This window comes from Amycolatopsis sp. NPDC003731 (assembly GCF_053586895.1).
Genome location: NZ_JBSFNC010000182.1, coordinates 1 through 16029 on the forward strand (window position 1 = coordinate 1; position 16029 = coordinate 16029).

The following is a 16029-nucleotide window of genomic DNA, read 5'->3' on the forward strand; positions in this document are numbered from 1 at the left end:
GGGACCTCGGAGGTCCCGAATGAGTCATTCGCGGCAGCGGCACCGGGCGGGAGCCGCCTTCACGCGTTCGCCGGACCGGTGCTCCCCCGCGTGATCAGCCTCGGCCGGGACGTCTGCACATCGCCGGTCCGCTCCCCCGCCAGCACGTCCCGCAGCACCGAAGCCGCCAGCGAGCCGAGCTCGGCCAGCGGCCGGCGGATCGCCGTCAGCGCCGGCCGGACCAGCCGGCACAACGGTGTGTCGTCCCACGACACCACCGAGAGGTCCCTCGGCACCACGAGGCCGAGTTCCCGCGCGGCGGCGAGCGCGGCCACCGCGAGGTCGTCGGTGTCGCACAGCAGCGCGGTGGGCCGGGGGCGCTCGGCCAGCACGCGGCGGACCGCGTCGGCCGACGGTTCCGGGTGGACGGTCTCCGGGTGCGGCAGGCCCGTCGCCGCCGTGGTGAAGGCCCTCCGGCGCGCCGCCGGGTCGGCGAACGCCGCCGCGCCCGCGATGCGGACCACGTGCCGGTGCCCCAGGGCCGCGAGGTAGGCCAGCGCCTCCGCGGCCCCGGTGACGTCGTCGACGAGCACCGACGGCACGCCCGGCACCCCGCCCGGCCCGCCGAGCACCACCGCCGGCAGGCCGATCCGGACCAGTTCGGCCGCGCAGCCCGGCTCGGTGAGCAGCACGCCGTCGACCCTCCGCTCGGCGCGCCAGCGGCGGTAGATGGCCAGCGCGGCTTCGCGGCCCGGAGCCACCTGCAGCAGCAGCTCGCCCTCGAAGCCGTCGAGCAGCGCCGGGACGAACTCCTCCAGGGACCGGTCGAGCACCAGGCCGAGCGCCCCGGACCGGCCGCCGGACAGCGCCCGCGCGGTGCTGCTCGGCGCCCACCCGAGCTCCCGGGCGATCTCGGTGATCCGCCGCCGGGTGGCCTCCGAGACGCCGGGCCGGCCGTTGAGGGCGTAGGAGACCGCGCCCTTGGAGACGCCGGCCTCCCTCGCGATGTCGCTGATCGTCGGACGCTTCATCGCACCCTCTCTCCACACCGGGACCCCGGGCACCACCTGCGCGGGAGCCCGCGGTCCGTGTTCGCGCGGACACCCGCCGTCGCGCACCTTGACACCCGCCGCACCGGGAAACAAGACTCGCCCCGGGAGCGCTCCCAGCCAACGGGGGCAAGGAGCGTGCCGTGGATGGGGAGTGCGCGCGCATGAGGCAGATCCGAAGATCGGCGGCCTTCGCCGCCGCCGTCGTCCTGCTCTTCCTGATCGGGGGATGCGGACCGGCCACACCGGAGCGGATCACGCTCACCGTCGCGACCTTCGGCCAGTTCGGCTACGACGACCTGATCCCCGGCTACGAATTCACCCACCCCGGGCTCACCATCCGCCAGGTCCGGACCGAGCAGGGCGGACCGTACCACGAAGACCTGCTGAACAAGCTGCAGAAGAACCAGGAGCTCGCCGACGTCCAGGCCGTCGAGGAGGGCCACCTCGCCGACGTGCTCGCCCACGCCGACAAGTTTGCCGACCTCGCCGAGATCGGGCCGCCCGACGTCAAACCCGGCCGGTGGCTGGAGTGGAAGTACGAGGCGGGCCGCAGCAAGGACGGCAAGCTCGTCGGCTACGGCACGGACATCGGCCCGCTGGCCATGTGCTACCGCAAGGACCTGCTCGAAGCCGCCGGCCTGCCGACCGACCCGGGCTCGGTGAAGACGATGTTCGCCACCTGGGACAGCTACTTCAAGGCCGGCGAGAAGTACGTCAAGCGCTCGAAGGGCAAGCCGTGGTTCGACTCCGCGGCGCAGGTCTTCAACGCGAAGGTCAACCAGCTCCCGATCGGCTACCTCGACCGCGAGGACCACTCGACGCTGGAGACGAACACCGCGCTCCGGAACGCCTGGAACCAGGTGACCACCGCGGTGAAGCAGGGGCAGTCGGCCGGGCTCACCGCCTTCGCCGACGACGGCAACAACGGCCTGCGCACCGGCGCCTTCGCGACGAAGGTCTGTCCTTCGTGGATGCTCGGCGTCATCGAGCAGCAGGCCGGGGTCGGCAACGCGGGCAAGTGGGCGCTCACCGACGCCTTCCCCGACGGCGGCGGCAACTGGGGCGGGTCCTTCCTCACCGTGCCGGCCTCGAGCCCGCACCAGAAGGAGGCCGCCGCGCTCGCCGCCTGGCTGACCGCGCCGGAGCAGCAGCTGCACGCGTTCCGGGTCAGCGGGAACTTCCCCAGCCAGGTCGACGCCTTCACCTCGCCGGACCTGCTCAGCGAGATGAACGGCTACTTCGGCGCGACGCTGAGCGGCCAGATCTTCGTCGCCCAGGCCCGCAAGGTCGGCAAACCGCAGTACAAGGGGCCGGGTGACGGCAAGATCCAGGAGACGGTGATCGCGCCGGCGCTCAAGGCGGTCGAGCAGGGCGCCGACCCCGCCGCCGTGTGGCAGCAGGTGCTCGTCGGGGTGCACCGGGTCGTCCCCTGACCGGAAACCCGCTCGCCGGAGGCCGCCGGGCCGGGCAGGGTGGAGACCGTGCTCATCCCCCTGCCCGAGCCCTGGCGGCACCACACGATCCGGCACCCCGGCCCGGACGACCACCTCCCCGTGCTGGCCGTCCTCGACCGCTGGTGGGGCGGCCTCGGCGGCGAGGCGGGCTCCCGCCAGCGGGCGCTGCTCCTGCCGAAGCTGATGTTCCAGCACTTCACCGGCAGCAGCGTCCTGGTGACGGCGGACGAGCGGATCGTCGCGTTCCTGATCGGGTTCCTCTCGCCGTCGCGACCGGCCGAGAGCTACATCCACTTCGTCGGAGTCGAGCCGGCCGAACGCGGCCGCGGGTTGGGCGCGGCGCTCTACGAGCGCTTCTTCGCCTACAGCGCCGCGCACGGGCGCTCGGTGGTCCGGGCGATCACTTCGCCGGAGAACAAGGGTTCGCACGCGTTCCACACCCGGATGGGGTTCGTCACCGAACCAGGGCCGAAGGAGTTCGAGGGGGTACCGGTCCAGCCCGACTACGACGGGCCGGGCCTGGACCGGCTGAGCTTCCGCAAGGACCTCGGCTGAGCGGCCGAAGGGCGCGCCGCGGGATCCGGCCCGGGGTCGCAGGAGGCCGCTGCGGACGCCGGGCCGGATCACGCTGTCCCGCCCGGCCGGTCAGGCGGCGCGGGCGGGACTGCGGCGAGCGGCCCGGCGGGACGGGCCACTGCCACCGTGGTGGAGGCCGGACCGGGCGGCGGCTGCGCGGCACCGCCCGGTCCGGGGTCTTTTACTGCACCGGCGGGTAGGCGTTCTGGACCAGTTCCTCGAACTGGGCTTCGAACCACTTGCCCGACAGCGGGGCGTTCGGCAGGGCACCGGTCAGGTTGCCGCCGTTGGCCTGCTGGGTGCCGTGGAAGGTCGGGTCGCACATCGGGTCCGCGCCCTTGCCTTCGTCGTTCGGGATCTGCTGGCTCGCGCCGTCGGACTCACCCGGCGGCTTGATCCAGACGTAGGCGTCGAAGTGCGCCTGCGGGGCCACCGTCGGCCGGACACCCAGGCCCGCACCGCTCTGGTTGCACCAGTTGCCGCGGTGCAGCCGCCGGTCGATCCGGCCCGAGTTCACGTACGCGTCCACAGTGGATCCCGAAGCGCCGCTCGGCCGGGCCGAGCCGCCCCAGCCGTTGCGGGAGGTGTCGACCAGCATGCCGATACCGCTCGGCAGGCCGGCCGCCACGAAGGCGTTGTACATCGCGGTGGCGAAGGGGACCTCCGCGAAGTACGGGTTCCACTGGTAGAACGTCGCCGACTTCAGCGCCTGGCCGCCCACGTTCAGGTTCGGGTCGGGCAGGTTCGGCTCGGTCAGCGGCGTGTAGTTCGCCGTGGAGCTGATGAAGCCGTCGATGCTGTTCACGCCGGCCGTGGTGCCCTGCAGCGTCTGCTTGACCAGGTTGACGAACGGCTGGAAGTTGCTGTCCCAGCCCAGCCACGCCGAGTGCGCGATGTCCAGGTAGTTGTAGACGTTGGAGATCGCGTGCAGCTTGTTCAGCGCGTACTGGATGCCCTGCGCGTACGCCCCGCTGGACTGCGCTTCCGCGCAGGTCGCCATCGAGGTGTTCGTGATCAGGTTCGGCAGCGAGTCCGGCTCCACGATCGCCACGATCCGCAGCGGCGCGTACTTCGCGTCGGACAGGATCGACGCGATCGGGTCGATGTACTCGCTCTTGTAGCGGGCCAGGCCGTTCTGCGAGACCTTCAGCTCACCGTTGGACGCCAGCGCCGCGCAGTCGCGGTTGGGCAGGTCGTAGACGACGATCTGGATGGTCACCGGCGTGCTGCCGGTCTGCTGGGCCAGCGCCGCGTCGAGGTGCCCGCGCAGGCCGCGCGCGCTCGACGTGCCCTCGATCGCCGCGATCCGGTCCAGCCAGACCGCGGTCGAGGTGTTGGCCACCTTGGCCATCTGGGCGCCGAGCGTGCCGCCCTTGGCCGCGGCCGCCGCGCTCACCTGGCTCGACCAGTCCGGGTTCACGTACCCCTTCGAGCCGGAGTACGGGTTCTCCACGTGGGTCCCGGGCTGCGGCGTCGTGGTCACCGTCGTCGGGGTGGTGGGAGTGGTCGGGGTCGTCGGCGTGGTCGGGGTCGTCGGCGTGGTGGGCGTGGTGGTCGGCGTCGTGGTCTGCGGCGTGCCGTCACAGTGCGCGCCGTTGAGCGAGAACGACGTCGGGATGGCGTTGGTGCCCGAGTACGAGCCGTTGAAGCCGAAGCTGGCCGTGGCGTTCGAGCCCAGGTTCCCGCCCCACGACGGGTTCTTCGCGCTCACGTGCTTGCCGCTCTGGCTGAACGTGGCGCTCCAGCCCTGCTGCACCTGCTGGTTGCCGGCGAAGTCCCATTCGACGTTCCAGGACGAAACGGCGTCGCCCAGGTTGGTGACGGCGACGTTCGCGGTGAAGCCGGTGTCCCACTGGTTGACCGTGTAGGTGACCTTGCAGCCGGTGGCGGCGCCCGCCGGACTGCCCCCGGCCACCAGCAATCCGGCGGTCATCGCCGCCGCGGTCACCGAGGACGCCACGGCGAACCGTGACTTCCTCTTCGCGGACCAGAATTCACTCCTCATCGAGTGCGCTCCTTAATCGTTCCGTGGGTGGGTCAGGTGGTGCAGGCGGTCGCGCCGACGGCGAAGCCGCCCGGCGTGCCGGTCGAGGGGCCGGTGGCCTGGACGCCGATCGAGACCGACGCCCCGCCGGCCAGGTCGGGTGCCCAGGCGGGCGCCTTGGCGCTCGCCTGCTGCCCGGTCTGCGTGACGGTGGCGTTCCAGCCGCCGGTGAGCTGCGTGCCGGACGGCACGGTCCAGCCGAGCGCCCAGTTCTTCAGCGCCGAGCCGCCGGTGTTCTTCAGTGTCACGGTCGCGGTGAAGCCGCCCGGCCAGGTGTTGTCGACGTGGTAGGTGACCGCGCAGCTCGCCGCCGGCGGCGGGTCGGTCGTGCCGCCGCCCGAACCCACCGGCGGGATCAGGTACGGCTGCAGGATCGCCTGCTTGGTCTGGTTGACCGTGGTCCAGTCGTCGTTGAGGATGCCGCCGGTGTCCCCCGAGTTCGGGTTCCACGACCAGTAGGTGAAGCTCATCCCGGACGTGCCGGTGCCGGCGTACTTCATCAGTTCCTGCAGCCAGACCTTGTCGCGCGGGTCGGCGAGCGTGGAACCGAACTCGCCGAGCAGCACCGGCGCGATGTTCTGCTTGTGCAGGTAGCCGAAGAAGTGGTCCCACAACGCGGGCAGGTTCGCCGGGAAAGCCGGGTCGGAAAACCATTTCTGGGCGAACACCGAAGTCGCGTACTCGTGCGCGGAGTACACCAGCTTGTCCGGTTTGGACAATTGTACCGGGAACTGCTTCGCCCCGGAAAGGTTGCCGCCCCACCAGCCGCACTCCGGATCGCCGGTGCCGCTGACGCAGTCGACGCCTTCGACGACGATCAGCCAGTCCGGGTTGGCCGCGAGCACGGCGTTGCCGGCCCGTTCGGCGGCGAGCCGCCAGTCGGTCGCGGTGTCGCCGCAGCCCCAGCACGCTCCCCCGCCGCCCTGGATCGCGTGCGGTTCGTTGTGCAGGTCCGCGCCGATCACCGTCGGGTTGCCCCGGTAGTGCTGGGCCAGCATCGTCCAGTCGGAGATCCAGCGGCTTTCGGGGTAGGCACTGGTGTACCAGAGCGGGGACTGCGCGCCGGAGTCCGGCCGGTGCCGGTCCAGGAGCACGCGCATGCCCTTGACACCGGCGTAGGCGACGATCTTGTCGAGCACCTGCAGGCCGGACAGGCCCTGCAGGTCCGGGTTCGCCACCTGGTCGATGCTGACCGGCTTCGAACCGCTGTCGAACAGCTGGTTCGAGTACGGCAGCCGCAGCGTGTTGTACCCGAGCCCGGCCATCTGGTCGAGCATGTCCTTGTAGTTGCGGCTCCACAGCCCGTGCGGCGAGTAGTTGGCCGTCTCGGCGCCGAACCAGTTGATCCCGGTCATCCGGACCGGCGCGCCGGTCGCGTCGACCAGCTGGGATCCGCTGGCGTGCCAGAACCCGGTGCCGGTGCCGGCCGCCGCCGTGGTCTGCGGGGCCGCGGTGGCCGGGGACGCCGTGAGAACGGCGCCCCCGACCAGTGCGGCGACCACCAGCGAGAGCAGTCGCTTCATCAAGTGCCTCTCAGCCGAACAGGGCGACGTGCGCGGCGAACGCCGTGGCGATCTCCGACTGCGCCCAGAACCGGTGGTAGGTGAACGTCGGCGCGGCGCCGCCGTCCAGGTAGGCCTGGACCTTCGGCCACTGCGGGTCGCTCTTGTAGAAGGAACGGATGGACAGGAACGTGGAGCTGGAGTTGATCGCGTCGCCGTTCGGCATCGTGCCGGTCCAGCCCGAGGGCACGTAGAGCCCCTGGTCCGTGGTGGCGTTGTACTTGTCGTCGAACCGGTCGTAGTCCGACCGGGTCTCCGGCACCGCGATGCCCTTGCTGTCGGTGTTCGCCGACAGCGCGGTCAGCAGCTGCTCCCCGACCGTCTTGGCCTGGGCGTTGCTCGACCCGGACGCGTAGTAGAGCAGCGTCTTGGCGAGCGAGGCCGCGACCCCGACGTCCTGGCTGTAGTTCTTCACCGAGACGTGCAGGCTGTTGTTCGCACCCGGGCTGGTGGCGTTCCAGGTGTCCGGCGCGCCGCTCCAGGTCAGGTCGGACGGGATCTGGAAGCTGCCGCCGGCCCCGACCGTGGTGTTCGCGATCGCCCAGGGCACCCACTTGTCGAGGATCTTCTTCGCCCGGGCGTCGTTGGTCGCCTGGTAGTACTCGGCGATCCGTTCCATGCCCCAGGTCTGGAAGCCGAACCACTGGTTGCTCGGCGGGTCGTGCCAGACCGGCTGCCAGTCGTAGTACATCCCGTAGAAGGTCGGCGTGCCCGCGGGCGGGGTGCCGTACTGGCCCTCCCAGCTGTTGGTCGCGCCGCCGGCGAGACCGCCTTCGGACGACTGCAGCCACTGCAGGAACTCCATCTGCCGGCTGAGGCTGGTCGCCCAGTCGGTGGCGCCGGTCGCCGAAGTGACCTTCAAGCCCGGGTCGGCCGACAACGCGTACGCGGCCAGCGGGTTCTGGTAACCCTGGTGCGCCGCACCGTCCCCGATCCGCCACGCCCACGCGCTGGAGGAGTCCATCGAACCGCCCCAGGCGTAGTACCACGAGATCAGGTAGTGCTCGCTGTCCTTGCCGGTCCCGGCCGGGCAGCTCGAGGCCCCGACGCAGTTGCCGATCTTCTTGAAGTACTTGTCGAACAGCGAGTACCGCAGGTAGTCGCCCATCTTCGAGGCCTTCTTCAGCACGGCCGCGACATCGGCGCTCTTGCCCTGGGCCTGGGCCCACTTCTCGGCCTGGAAGGCCACCTGCACCACGCGGGCGTCCGCGTCGGGCGCGTCGGTGTACTTCCACTGCTTGGCGTAGGAGGAGTCGCCGGTGAACAGGTCGAGGTACCCGTTCTTGCCGCCGAACTTCAGCACGTCACAGCTGGGCTGGGTCACCGTCTCCCAGACCGACTCCTGAGAGCCGCGCTGGAAGGTGTTGATGAACGCCGGCGCGGTGTTGGTGCCGTCCTCGCAGTGGCCGAACTTGTAGATGTTGTCCACGTCGAGCAGCCAGTGCATGCCGTAGACGTCCGGCGAACCGTAGGCCGCCTTCAGCTCCGCCGCGATCGGGTCGGACCCGACCGAGACGTTGCTCTGCAGCGGCGACGGGTAGGACTTCGGGGTCGGGTACTCCGCCGCGTACGTCGCCGGCTTGCTGGCGTTGTACCCGGAGTTGCCCGGCTGGTCCGCCGCCGACGGGATCGCGTACGTCTCGATCGACGTCCACGCCTGGTTGAACGGGGCCCAGTCACCGGTCACCCGGCCGTAGGACGCCTCCAGCCAGAGGTAGTAGCTGAACGCCTCCGACGTCGTCTCGTGCCCGTGGTCCGGTGCCTCGACGATCAGCGTTTCGATCGAGTGGTAGGGCACCAGGATGTTGCCGAACTTGCGGAAGTAGCCGTTGTTCGGGTCCTTGATCTTGTTGTACTGCGTCAGGAACGCGAGCTGGTAGTCCGAAGTGGACGACGAGATCTCGTTGACCGCCACCGTGGCCGCGGTGTAGCCGCTGCTGCTCGCGGTGAAGGTCGCGCTCCCGAGCGCTCCCCCGTTGTCGGCACTGGTGACCGTGACGTTCTGCGGCACGTTCCAGTTCGCCGTCGTGAACGTCAGGCTCGTCGGCGCGGCCGTGAGGTCGGTGCTCCCGGCCGTGCGCGCGACGGCGACGGTGACCGGGGCCGTCGGGGCACCGGCGAGGGAGACCGCGAAGGTGGTCGTGCCGCCCTGCTTGACCTGCGCGGTCGCCGGGGCGGCGACGATCGTCGGGCCGGAGAGGACCTTCACGCTGACCGGGCTGGACGTCGTGCTGGCGCCCTTGTTGTCGTAGGCCTTGGCGCTGATCGAGTACGTCCCGGCCGGGACGTTGCCCCAGCTGCCTTCGAACGGCGCGGCCGTGTCGGTGGCCAGCAGCGTGTCACCGGCGTAGAACTCGACCTTGCTCACCGTGCCGTCGCTGTCGGCGGCCGTCGCGGCCAGCGGGATCGTCGCCGGGGCGTAGTACGAGCCGGTTGAACTCGGCGAGGTCAGGGTGACCGTCGGTGCCTTGTTGGCGCCGGTGCACGCGGTGCCGTTCACCGAGAAGTCGGTGGGCGGCCGGTTGGCCGAGCCCTTCGAGCCGTTGAACCCGAACGACGTGCTCGCGCCGGTGTCGAGGTGGCCGTTGTAGGACATGTTCGTCGCGGTGACCGCGGCGCCCGACTGGGCGAACGTCGCGCTCCAGCCCTGCTGGACCTTCTGGCCGTCGAGGAACGTCCAGCCGACCTTCCAGCTGTCGAACGGAGCTCCGTCGTTGCGCAGCGAGACGTTCGCGGTGAACCCGGTGTCCCAGTCGTTGGTGGTGTAGGTGACGGAACAGGCGATGTCGGCGCCGAGCGCCGGTGGTGGGGCGACCACCGCACCCGTGGCCGCCAGCACGGCCGAAGCCAGTGCCAGCGTACGGGCGCGCTTTCGAGGGGAGGAACGCATGGCTGCGGAACTCCTTTGTCCGTAGGGAGCCAGCGATCTGGGAGCGCTTCCAGGCGCAGACGGTAGCCAGCCGGAAACCTGGATGTAAAGAATCGAGTCAGAAGGACACCGCGGCGCCGGGTGTCACATCTACGCGCCCGGCGAACGCCGGCTCACTGAACACTCCTGAACAGCCGACCCCGTTAGTCGCCCCATCACCCGTTCAGCCCAGCACTTCCGTCACGTTAGGTGCCCAGAAAACGCTGTTTAGCGCCGAATGTGTACATCTCGGGCCGGAACGTTCCCACCCATCGAGTCACGGACACCGTGTCGGCTCCCCAATCACGCGTGTCGACCCGTGAAACACGCGTGTCGACCCTCCAGGCCCGCGAACCGACCCTTGGGGTACGCCGGCCGACGCTCCGGGTACGCCAGTTCGGACTCCGGAGGGGACGCCGAGGGTCGGCATGCGTGCGCGAAAGGTCGACACGCGTGACTGGACGGTCGACACGCGTGATTGAGGGGACGACACGCGTACCTGGGTGGACGACACGCGTACTCAGGGGGACGACACGTCAGCTCGAGGCGCGGACCGCCAGGGAGACCGGGAGGATGTGCTGGCGCGGCTTGAGGTTCTGGTCGTCGAGCAGCCGCATCAGGGTCTCGACCATGGCGTGGACCTGCTCGCGGGGGTCCTGGTGGACCGACGTCAGGGGCGGGTCCATCGCCGGGGCGAGGGTGGCGTTGTCGTCGAAGCTGACCACCGCGACGTCGTCCGGGATGCGGCGGCCGGCCGCGCCCAGCGTGCGGAACGCGCCCACCGCCATCATGTCGCTGGCGACGAAGACCGCGTCGAGGTCGGGGTGGCGGGTCAGCAGGGCCGACATCGCGTTCGCTCCGCCCGAAAGGGTGAAGTCGGCCTCTTCGGCCAGGTCGGCGGGGTCGAGGCCGGCGTCGAGCAGCGTCTTGCGCCAGCCCGCGAGCCGGTCGATCGGGGCGCTCTGGTCCTGGGGGCCGGCGATCGTCGCGATCCGCCGCCGCCCGGCCGCGACCAGGTGCTCGACCGCCAGCCGGGCGCCGCCCTCGTTGTCGAAGTCGACGACGTGGACGCCGCGGCGGATGCCGGCCGCCTGGCCGCCGAACACCACCGGGATGCGCAGCAGCCGCAGTGCCTTGGGCAGCGGGTCGGCCCGGTGCGGCGCGAACACGAGCGCGCCGTCGACGTGGCCGCCCTCGAGGAACCGGACCGTCCGGCTCAGGTCCTCGCGGATGTCGCTGAAGATCAGCACCATCTGGCGGCCGACGTCGGCGAGCTCCCGGTAGCCGGCCCGCATGACGGCCGCGCGGTAGGGGTCGTCGAGCAGCCGGGACTCCGGCTCCGACAGCACCACCGCGATCGCCCCGGTGCGGCGCGTGACCAGCGACCGCGCCGCCTGGTTCGGGGAATAGCCCAGGTCACGGGCCGCGGCCAGGACCTTCTCGCGCGCCGCCGCGCTGACGTACGCGTCGTCGTTCAACGCCCGGGACGCCGTCGACCGCGACACGCCGGCGAACGCCGCGACGTCCTCCAGTGTCGGCCGTTCTTCATCCCCTGCTCGAGGCCCCACGGCACCGCCCTCGCTCACCCTCTGCCACTCTGACCGCCTCAGCTTAACGTTCACGCCCTCGCGCGTCCGGGAGCGCTCCTCGCAGGAAACGCTCCGGTTACAACCCCTTGACACCGGTGAACGCCCCCAGCAGACTCTGCCACACCTGGGAGCGCTCCCAGATCGGCTCCCAGCAGTGAGAGCGCTCATTCCCGTCAACAAGGTGGTTGGACACGTGAGAACGATCCGGAACGGCCTGGTCCTGGCACTGGGCATCACGATGACGGCGCTCGGCGCCTCGGCCTGCAGCGGGGGCGGTGAGCAGACCCCACCGGCGGCGGCGAACCCGAATGAGCACGTCGACCTGACCCTGGCGACGTTCACCGAGTTCGGCTACGAGGCCCTCATCCCGGAGTACGAGCGGCTGCACCCCAACATCAAGATCACCCACCGCAAGACCGGCCAGGGCGGCCCCTACCACGAGGAACTCGTCACGAAGCTGGCCGCGGGCTCCGGCCTCGCCGACGTGACGGCGCTCGAAGAGGGCCACCTGTCGGACTTCCTCGACAAGGGTTCGAAGTTCAACGACCTGAGCAAGATCGGCCCGGCCGACGCCTCGCCGGACCGCTGGCTGCCCTGGAAGTACGACGCCGCCAAGACCAAGGACGGCAAGCTCATCGGCTACGGCACCGACATCGGCCCGCTCGCCATGTGCTACCGCAAGGACATGTTCAAGGCCGCCGGCCTGCCGGACGACCCCGAAGCGGTCAAGCCGCTGTTCGCCACCTGGGACAGCTACTTCGCCGCCGGCGCGGACTTCGTCAAGAAGAGCAACGGCAAGGCCTGGTTCGACTCGGCCGCGCAGAACTTCAACGCGATGGTGAACCAGCTGCCCGAGGGCTACATCAACAAGGACGACAAGCTGGCCGTCGAGAACAACCAGGGCATCAAGGACGCCTGGGCCAAGGTCACCGACGCGGTCGCCAAGGGCGAGTCGGCCAAGCTCACCGCGTTCAGCAACGAGTGGAACACCGGCTTCAAGCAGGGCGCGTTCGCCACGAAGGTGTGCCCGGCGTGGATGCTCGGCGTGATCAAGGAGCAGGCCGGCCCCGAGAACGCGGGCAAGTGGGCGGTCACCGCGGCCTTCCCCGGCGGCGGCGGCAACTGGGGCGGTTCGTACCTGACCGTGCCGACGCAGTCGAAGCACCCGAAGGAGGCCGCCGAGCTCGCGGCCTGGCTGACCGCGCCGGAGCAGCAGATCAAGGCGTTCCAGGCCAAGGGCACCTTCCCGAGCCAGGTCAAGGCGCTCTCCGACCCCGCGCTGCTGAGCTACACCAACGACTACTTCGGCGACACGAAGGTCGGCGCGCTGTTCGCCGAGCAGGCCAAGAAGGTGCAGAAGCCGCAGTACAAGGGCCCCGGTGACGGCCAGATCCAGGAGAACGCCTCCAGCCCGGCCCTGCAGGCGGTCGAGCAGGGCAAGTCGGCGACGGACGGCTGGAACCAGATGGTCGACGCCGCGAAGAAGATCACGCGCTGAACCGATGACCGTCCTCGACAAGGTCGCGCCAGAAGGGAGTAAGGCCGGGGAGCGAGTGTCTCCCCGGCCCACCTTCCGTCACCGGTTGAGCCGGTGGGACGTCAAGGTCTCGCCGTACCTCTACATCGCGCCGTTCTTCATCCTCTTCGGGATCGTCGGGCTGTTCCCGCTGCTCTACACCGCGTACGTCTCGCTGTTCAAGTGGGAAGCCGGGACCGACGCCCCCGACTTCATCGGCCTCGACAACTTCAAGGAGCTCTTCGCCGACGCGCAGTTCTGGAACGCGCTGACGAACACGATCAGCATCTTCCTGCTCTCCAGCGTCCCCCAGCTCATCATCGCGGTGCTGCTGGCGGCGCTGCTCGGGGCCCGGCTGCGCGGTGCGACGGGCTGGCGGGTGGGCATCCTGCTGCCGTACGCGGCCAGCCTCGTCGCCATCGGCATCATCTTCGCCAACCTGTTCGGCCCGAAGTACGGGCTGATCAACGGCGTGCTGCAGACCATCGGGCTGGACCCGGTCGACTGGCAGGCCAACCGCTTCGGCAGCCACGTCGCGATCGCGATCATGGTCAACTGGCGCTGGACCGGCTACAACGCCCTGATCGTGCTGGCGGCCATGCAGGCCATCCCGAAGGAACTGCACGAGGCGGCGCTGATCGACGGCGCCGGCACGTGGCGCCGCTTCTGGAACGTCACCTTGCCGCTGCTGCGGCCGACGCTGGTCTTCGTCACGATCACCTCGACGATCGGCGGCCTGCAGATCTTCACCGAGCCGAAGCTGTTCGACGCCATGCCCGGGTCGAACAACGGCGGCTCGACCAACCAGTTCCAGACCGTGACGCTCTACCTCTACCAGACGGCGTTCCAGAACGCCGATCTCGGCTACGCCTCGGCGATCGCCTGGGTGCTGTTCGTGATCATCGTGCTCATCGCGCTGGTGAACTTCTTCATCACCGGCCGGATCGCGCGTCCCCAGGCGGTGAAGAAGAAATGACGACACTCCAGAGCCGGCCGACCGGAGTGCGGCAGAAGGTCGCCACGCTCGGCAAGCCCCGCAAGGCGACCTACGTCGTGCTGGCCATCTTCGTGCTCGGTTCGCTGTTCCCGTTCTACTGGTCGTTCCTCGTGGCCAGCCGCGACAACGGGATGCTCACCGAGCGCATTCCGCCGTTCGTACCCGGCGGCAACTTCTTCGCCAACGCGGCCCGGGTGTTCGACACCGTGCCGTTCTGGAAGGCGCTGGCCAACAGCGTCATCGTGTCCGGCACGGTGACGCTGACGACGGTGCTGTTCTCCTCGCTGGCCGGGTTCGCCTTCGCGAAACTGCGGTTCCGGGGTGCGAACAAGCTGTTCGTGTTCATCGTCGTCACGCTCGCGGTACCCACCCAGCTGGGCATCATCCCGCTGTTCATCGCGATGTCCGAGCTGGGCTGGACCGGGAGCCTCACGGCGGTGATCGTGCCCAACCTGGTCACCGCGTTCGGCGTCTTCTGGATGCGCCAGTACACGGTGGACGCTCTGCCGTACGAGCTCATCGAGGCCGCGCGCGTCGACGGCTGCAGCATGATCCGGATCTTCTGGAACGTCTGCATGCCCGCGGTGCGCCCGGCCGCGGCGATCCTCGCCATGTTCACGTTCATGATGTCCTGGAACGACTTCCTGTGGCCGCTCGTCGTGCTGGACGCCGGCAACCCCACCGTCCAGGTGGCCCTGGAAAAGCTGCAGAGCGGCTACTACGTCGACTATTCGCTCGTCCTGGCGGGCACGACCCTGGCCACCATCCCCATCCTCATCGTCTTCGTCCTCCTCGGCCGCCAGATCGTGGCCGGGATCATGCAAGGTGCCGTGAAAGGGTGAACATGTCCGTACATCCCGACAGCGTTCGGGCGGAGACCGCGTTGATGTTCCCGCCTGGCTTCGTCTGGGGCGCCGCCACCGCGGCATTCCAGGTGGAAGGAGCCACGACGGCCGACGGGCGCACCGACTCGGTCTGGGACGTCTTCGCCCGCCGCCCGGGTGCGGTCCGGGGCGGCGACAACGGCGAACCGGCGGCCGACCACTACCGGCGGTACTCCGAAGACGTCGGGCTGATGCGCCGGCTCAACCTCGGTGCCTACCGCTTCTCGCTGGCCTGGCCGCGGGTGCGGCCGGACGGCGGCCAGGCCAACGCCGCCGGGCTCTCCTTCTACGACCGGCTGGTCGACTGCCTGCTCGAGTCCGGGATCCAGCCGTGGGCGACGCTGTACCACTGGGACCTGCCGCAGGCGCTGGAGGAACAGGGCGGCTGGACCAACCGGGACACCGCCTACCGGTTCGCCGAGTACGCCGAGACCGTGCTCGCGCGGCTGGGCGACCGCGTCGCCAGCTGGTCGACGCTCAACGAGCCGTGGTGCGCGGCGATGCTCGGCTACGCGGGCGGCATCCACGCGCCCGGCCGCACCGACCACCCGGCGGCCGTGGCCGCCACGCACCACCTGCTCCTGGGCCACGGCCTGGCGATGGACATCATCCGGCAGCACGCCCCGGGCACCCCGGCCGGCATCACGCTGAACCTGTACCCGGTCGCCCCGCACGACCCGGCGAACGTCTCCGACGTCTCCGCGGCCCGGCGGATCGACGGCCTGCAGAACCGGCTGTTCCTCGACCCGGTGCTGCGCGGCGGGTACCCGGACGACCTGGTCGCCGATCTCGAGCCGTTCGGGCTGGGCTCGGTCGTGCGCGACGACGACCCCGCGGTCATCGCCGCGCACGTCGACTGGCTGGGCGTGAACTACTACCGCGACTACCGCGTCGCGGGCCGTCCGGTGCCGGGCAGCGAGCCGGCGGGCCCGGAGTGGGTCGGCGCGGGCGACGTGCACTTCGTCCCGGACCCGGCGGCACCCCGCACCGACTCCGGCTGGGAGGTCCAGCCGGCCGGGCTGACCGAGTCGCTGCTGCAGGTACACCGCGGCTACCGGTCGGTGCCGCTGTACATCACGGAGAACGGCGCGGCCTACCCCGACGTCGTCTCCGACGGCGGTGACATCGTCGACACCGACCGCGTCGCGTTCCTCGACTCCCACCTGCGGGCCTGTCACGACGCGATCCAGGCGGGCGTCGACCTGCGCGGGTACTTCTACTGGTCGCTGCTCGACAACTTCGAGTGGGCCGAGGGGTACGCGAAGCGCTTCGGCCTGGTGCACGTCGACTACGCGACGCAGCGGCGGACGCCGAAGCAGAGCGCCCACTGGTACTCCCGGGTGATCGGCCTCAACGGCCTGGGCTGAGGGGGAGATCGTGGCGGGCACCGGCGCGGGTGAACTACACGTGGTTCGAGACCCACGTTCTGCCGGCGCCGTGGCACCGCGGTCGTGTGGTGCTCATCGGC

The 16029-nt window shown here is 70.1% G+C and carries 11 protein-coding genes; 6 read left to right on the forward strand and 5 right to left on the reverse strand.

Features of this window, described 5'->3' with window-relative positions:
- Positions 1–59 precede the first annotated feature (59 nt).
- On the reverse strand, positions 60–1010 hold the full coding sequence (locus tag ACWDN5_RS41530; RefSeq protein ID WP_449680133.1) for a LacI family DNA-binding transcriptional regulator: 951 nt from the start codon (positions 1008–1010) through the stop codon (positions 60–62).
- Between the two features lie 182 nt (positions 1011–1192).
- Between ACWDN5_RS41530 and ACWDN5_RS41535 the strand changes: the two genes are divergently transcribed.
- Both ACWDN5_RS41535 and ACWDN5_RS41540 read left to right on the forward strand, forming a co-directional pair.
- Complete coding sequence (locus tag ACWDN5_RS41535) at positions 1193–2464, forward strand: ABC transporter substrate-binding protein (protein WP_449680134.1); 1272 nt, start codon at positions 1193–1195, stop codon at positions 2462–2464.
- 48 nt (positions 2465–2512) lie between these two features.
- The gene (locus ACWDN5_RS41540; protein ID WP_310973197.1) at positions 2513–3040 is read left to right on the forward strand and encodes a GNAT family N-acetyltransferase; all 528 of its coding nucleotides are present in this window, start codon (positions 2513–2515) and stop codon (positions 3038–3040) included.
- A gap of 202 nt (positions 3041–3242) precedes the next feature.
- Here ACWDN5_RS41540 and ACWDN5_RS41545 read toward each other — a convergent pair whose 3' ends face one another.
- The 4 genes from ACWDN5_RS41545 to ACWDN5_RS41560 all read right to left on the reverse strand — a co-directional run bounded on the left by ACWDN5_RS41545 (position 3243) and on the right by ACWDN5_RS41560 (position 11107).
- Positions 3243–5066: a glycoside hydrolase family 6 protein gene (locus ACWDN5_RS41545; protein WP_449680135.1), complete on the reverse strand. Its 1824-nt coding sequence runs from the start codon at positions 5064–5066 to the stop codon at positions 3243–3245.
- 32 nt (positions 5067–5098) lie between these two features.
- Positions 5099–6628, reverse strand: a complete 1530-nt coding sequence (locus ACWDN5_RS41550; protein WP_449680136.1) for a cellulase family glycosylhydrolase — start codon at positions 6626–6628, stop codon at positions 5099–5101.
- A 10-nt stretch (positions 6629–6638) separates the two neighbouring features.
- A complete protein-coding gene (locus tag ACWDN5_RS41555) occupies positions 6639–9557 on the reverse strand; it encodes a glycoside hydrolase family 48 protein (RefSeq protein ID WP_310973202.1) in 2919 nt (972 codons plus the stop codon).
- A 554-nt stretch (positions 9558–10111) separates the two neighbouring features.
- A complete protein-coding gene (locus tag ACWDN5_RS41560) occupies positions 10112–11107 on the reverse strand; it encodes a LacI family DNA-binding transcriptional regulator (RefSeq protein WP_310970612.1) in 996 nt (331 codons plus the stop codon).
- 250 nt (positions 11108–11357) lie between these two features.
- Here ACWDN5_RS41560 and ACWDN5_RS41565 point away from each other — a divergent pair, with 250 nt between their 5' ends.
- The 4 genes from ACWDN5_RS41565 to ACWDN5_RS41580 are packed head-to-tail and all read left to right on the forward strand — an operon-like array spanning position 11358 to position 15928.
- Positions 11358–12662, forward strand: coding sequence for an ABC transporter substrate-binding protein (locus tag ACWDN5_RS41565; protein WP_310970572.1), 1305 nt, complete (start codon positions 11358–11360; stop codon positions 12660–12662).
- A 4-nt stretch (positions 12663–12666) separates the two neighbouring features.
- Positions 12667–13656: a carbohydrate ABC transporter permease gene (locus ACWDN5_RS41570; protein ID WP_310970571.1), complete on the forward strand. Its 990-nt coding sequence runs from the start codon at positions 12667–12669 to the stop codon at positions 13654–13656.
- Positions 13653–14519 (forward strand): carbohydrate ABC transporter permease, encoded by an 867-nt coding sequence (locus tag ACWDN5_RS41575; RefSeq protein ID WP_310970569.1) that lies wholly within the window; start codon positions 13653–13655, stop codon positions 14517–14519. The genes ACWDN5_RS41570 and ACWDN5_RS41575 overlap by 4 nt, the downstream gene beginning before the upstream one ends.
- Complete coding sequence (locus ACWDN5_RS41580) at positions 14516–15928, forward strand: GH1 family beta-glucosidase (protein ID WP_449680137.1); 1413 nt, start codon at positions 14516–14518, stop codon at positions 15926–15928. Before ACWDN5_RS41575 ends, ACWDN5_RS41580 begins: the two co-directional genes overlap by 4 nt.
- The last annotated feature ends 101 nt before the right edge of the window (positions 15929–16029 follow it).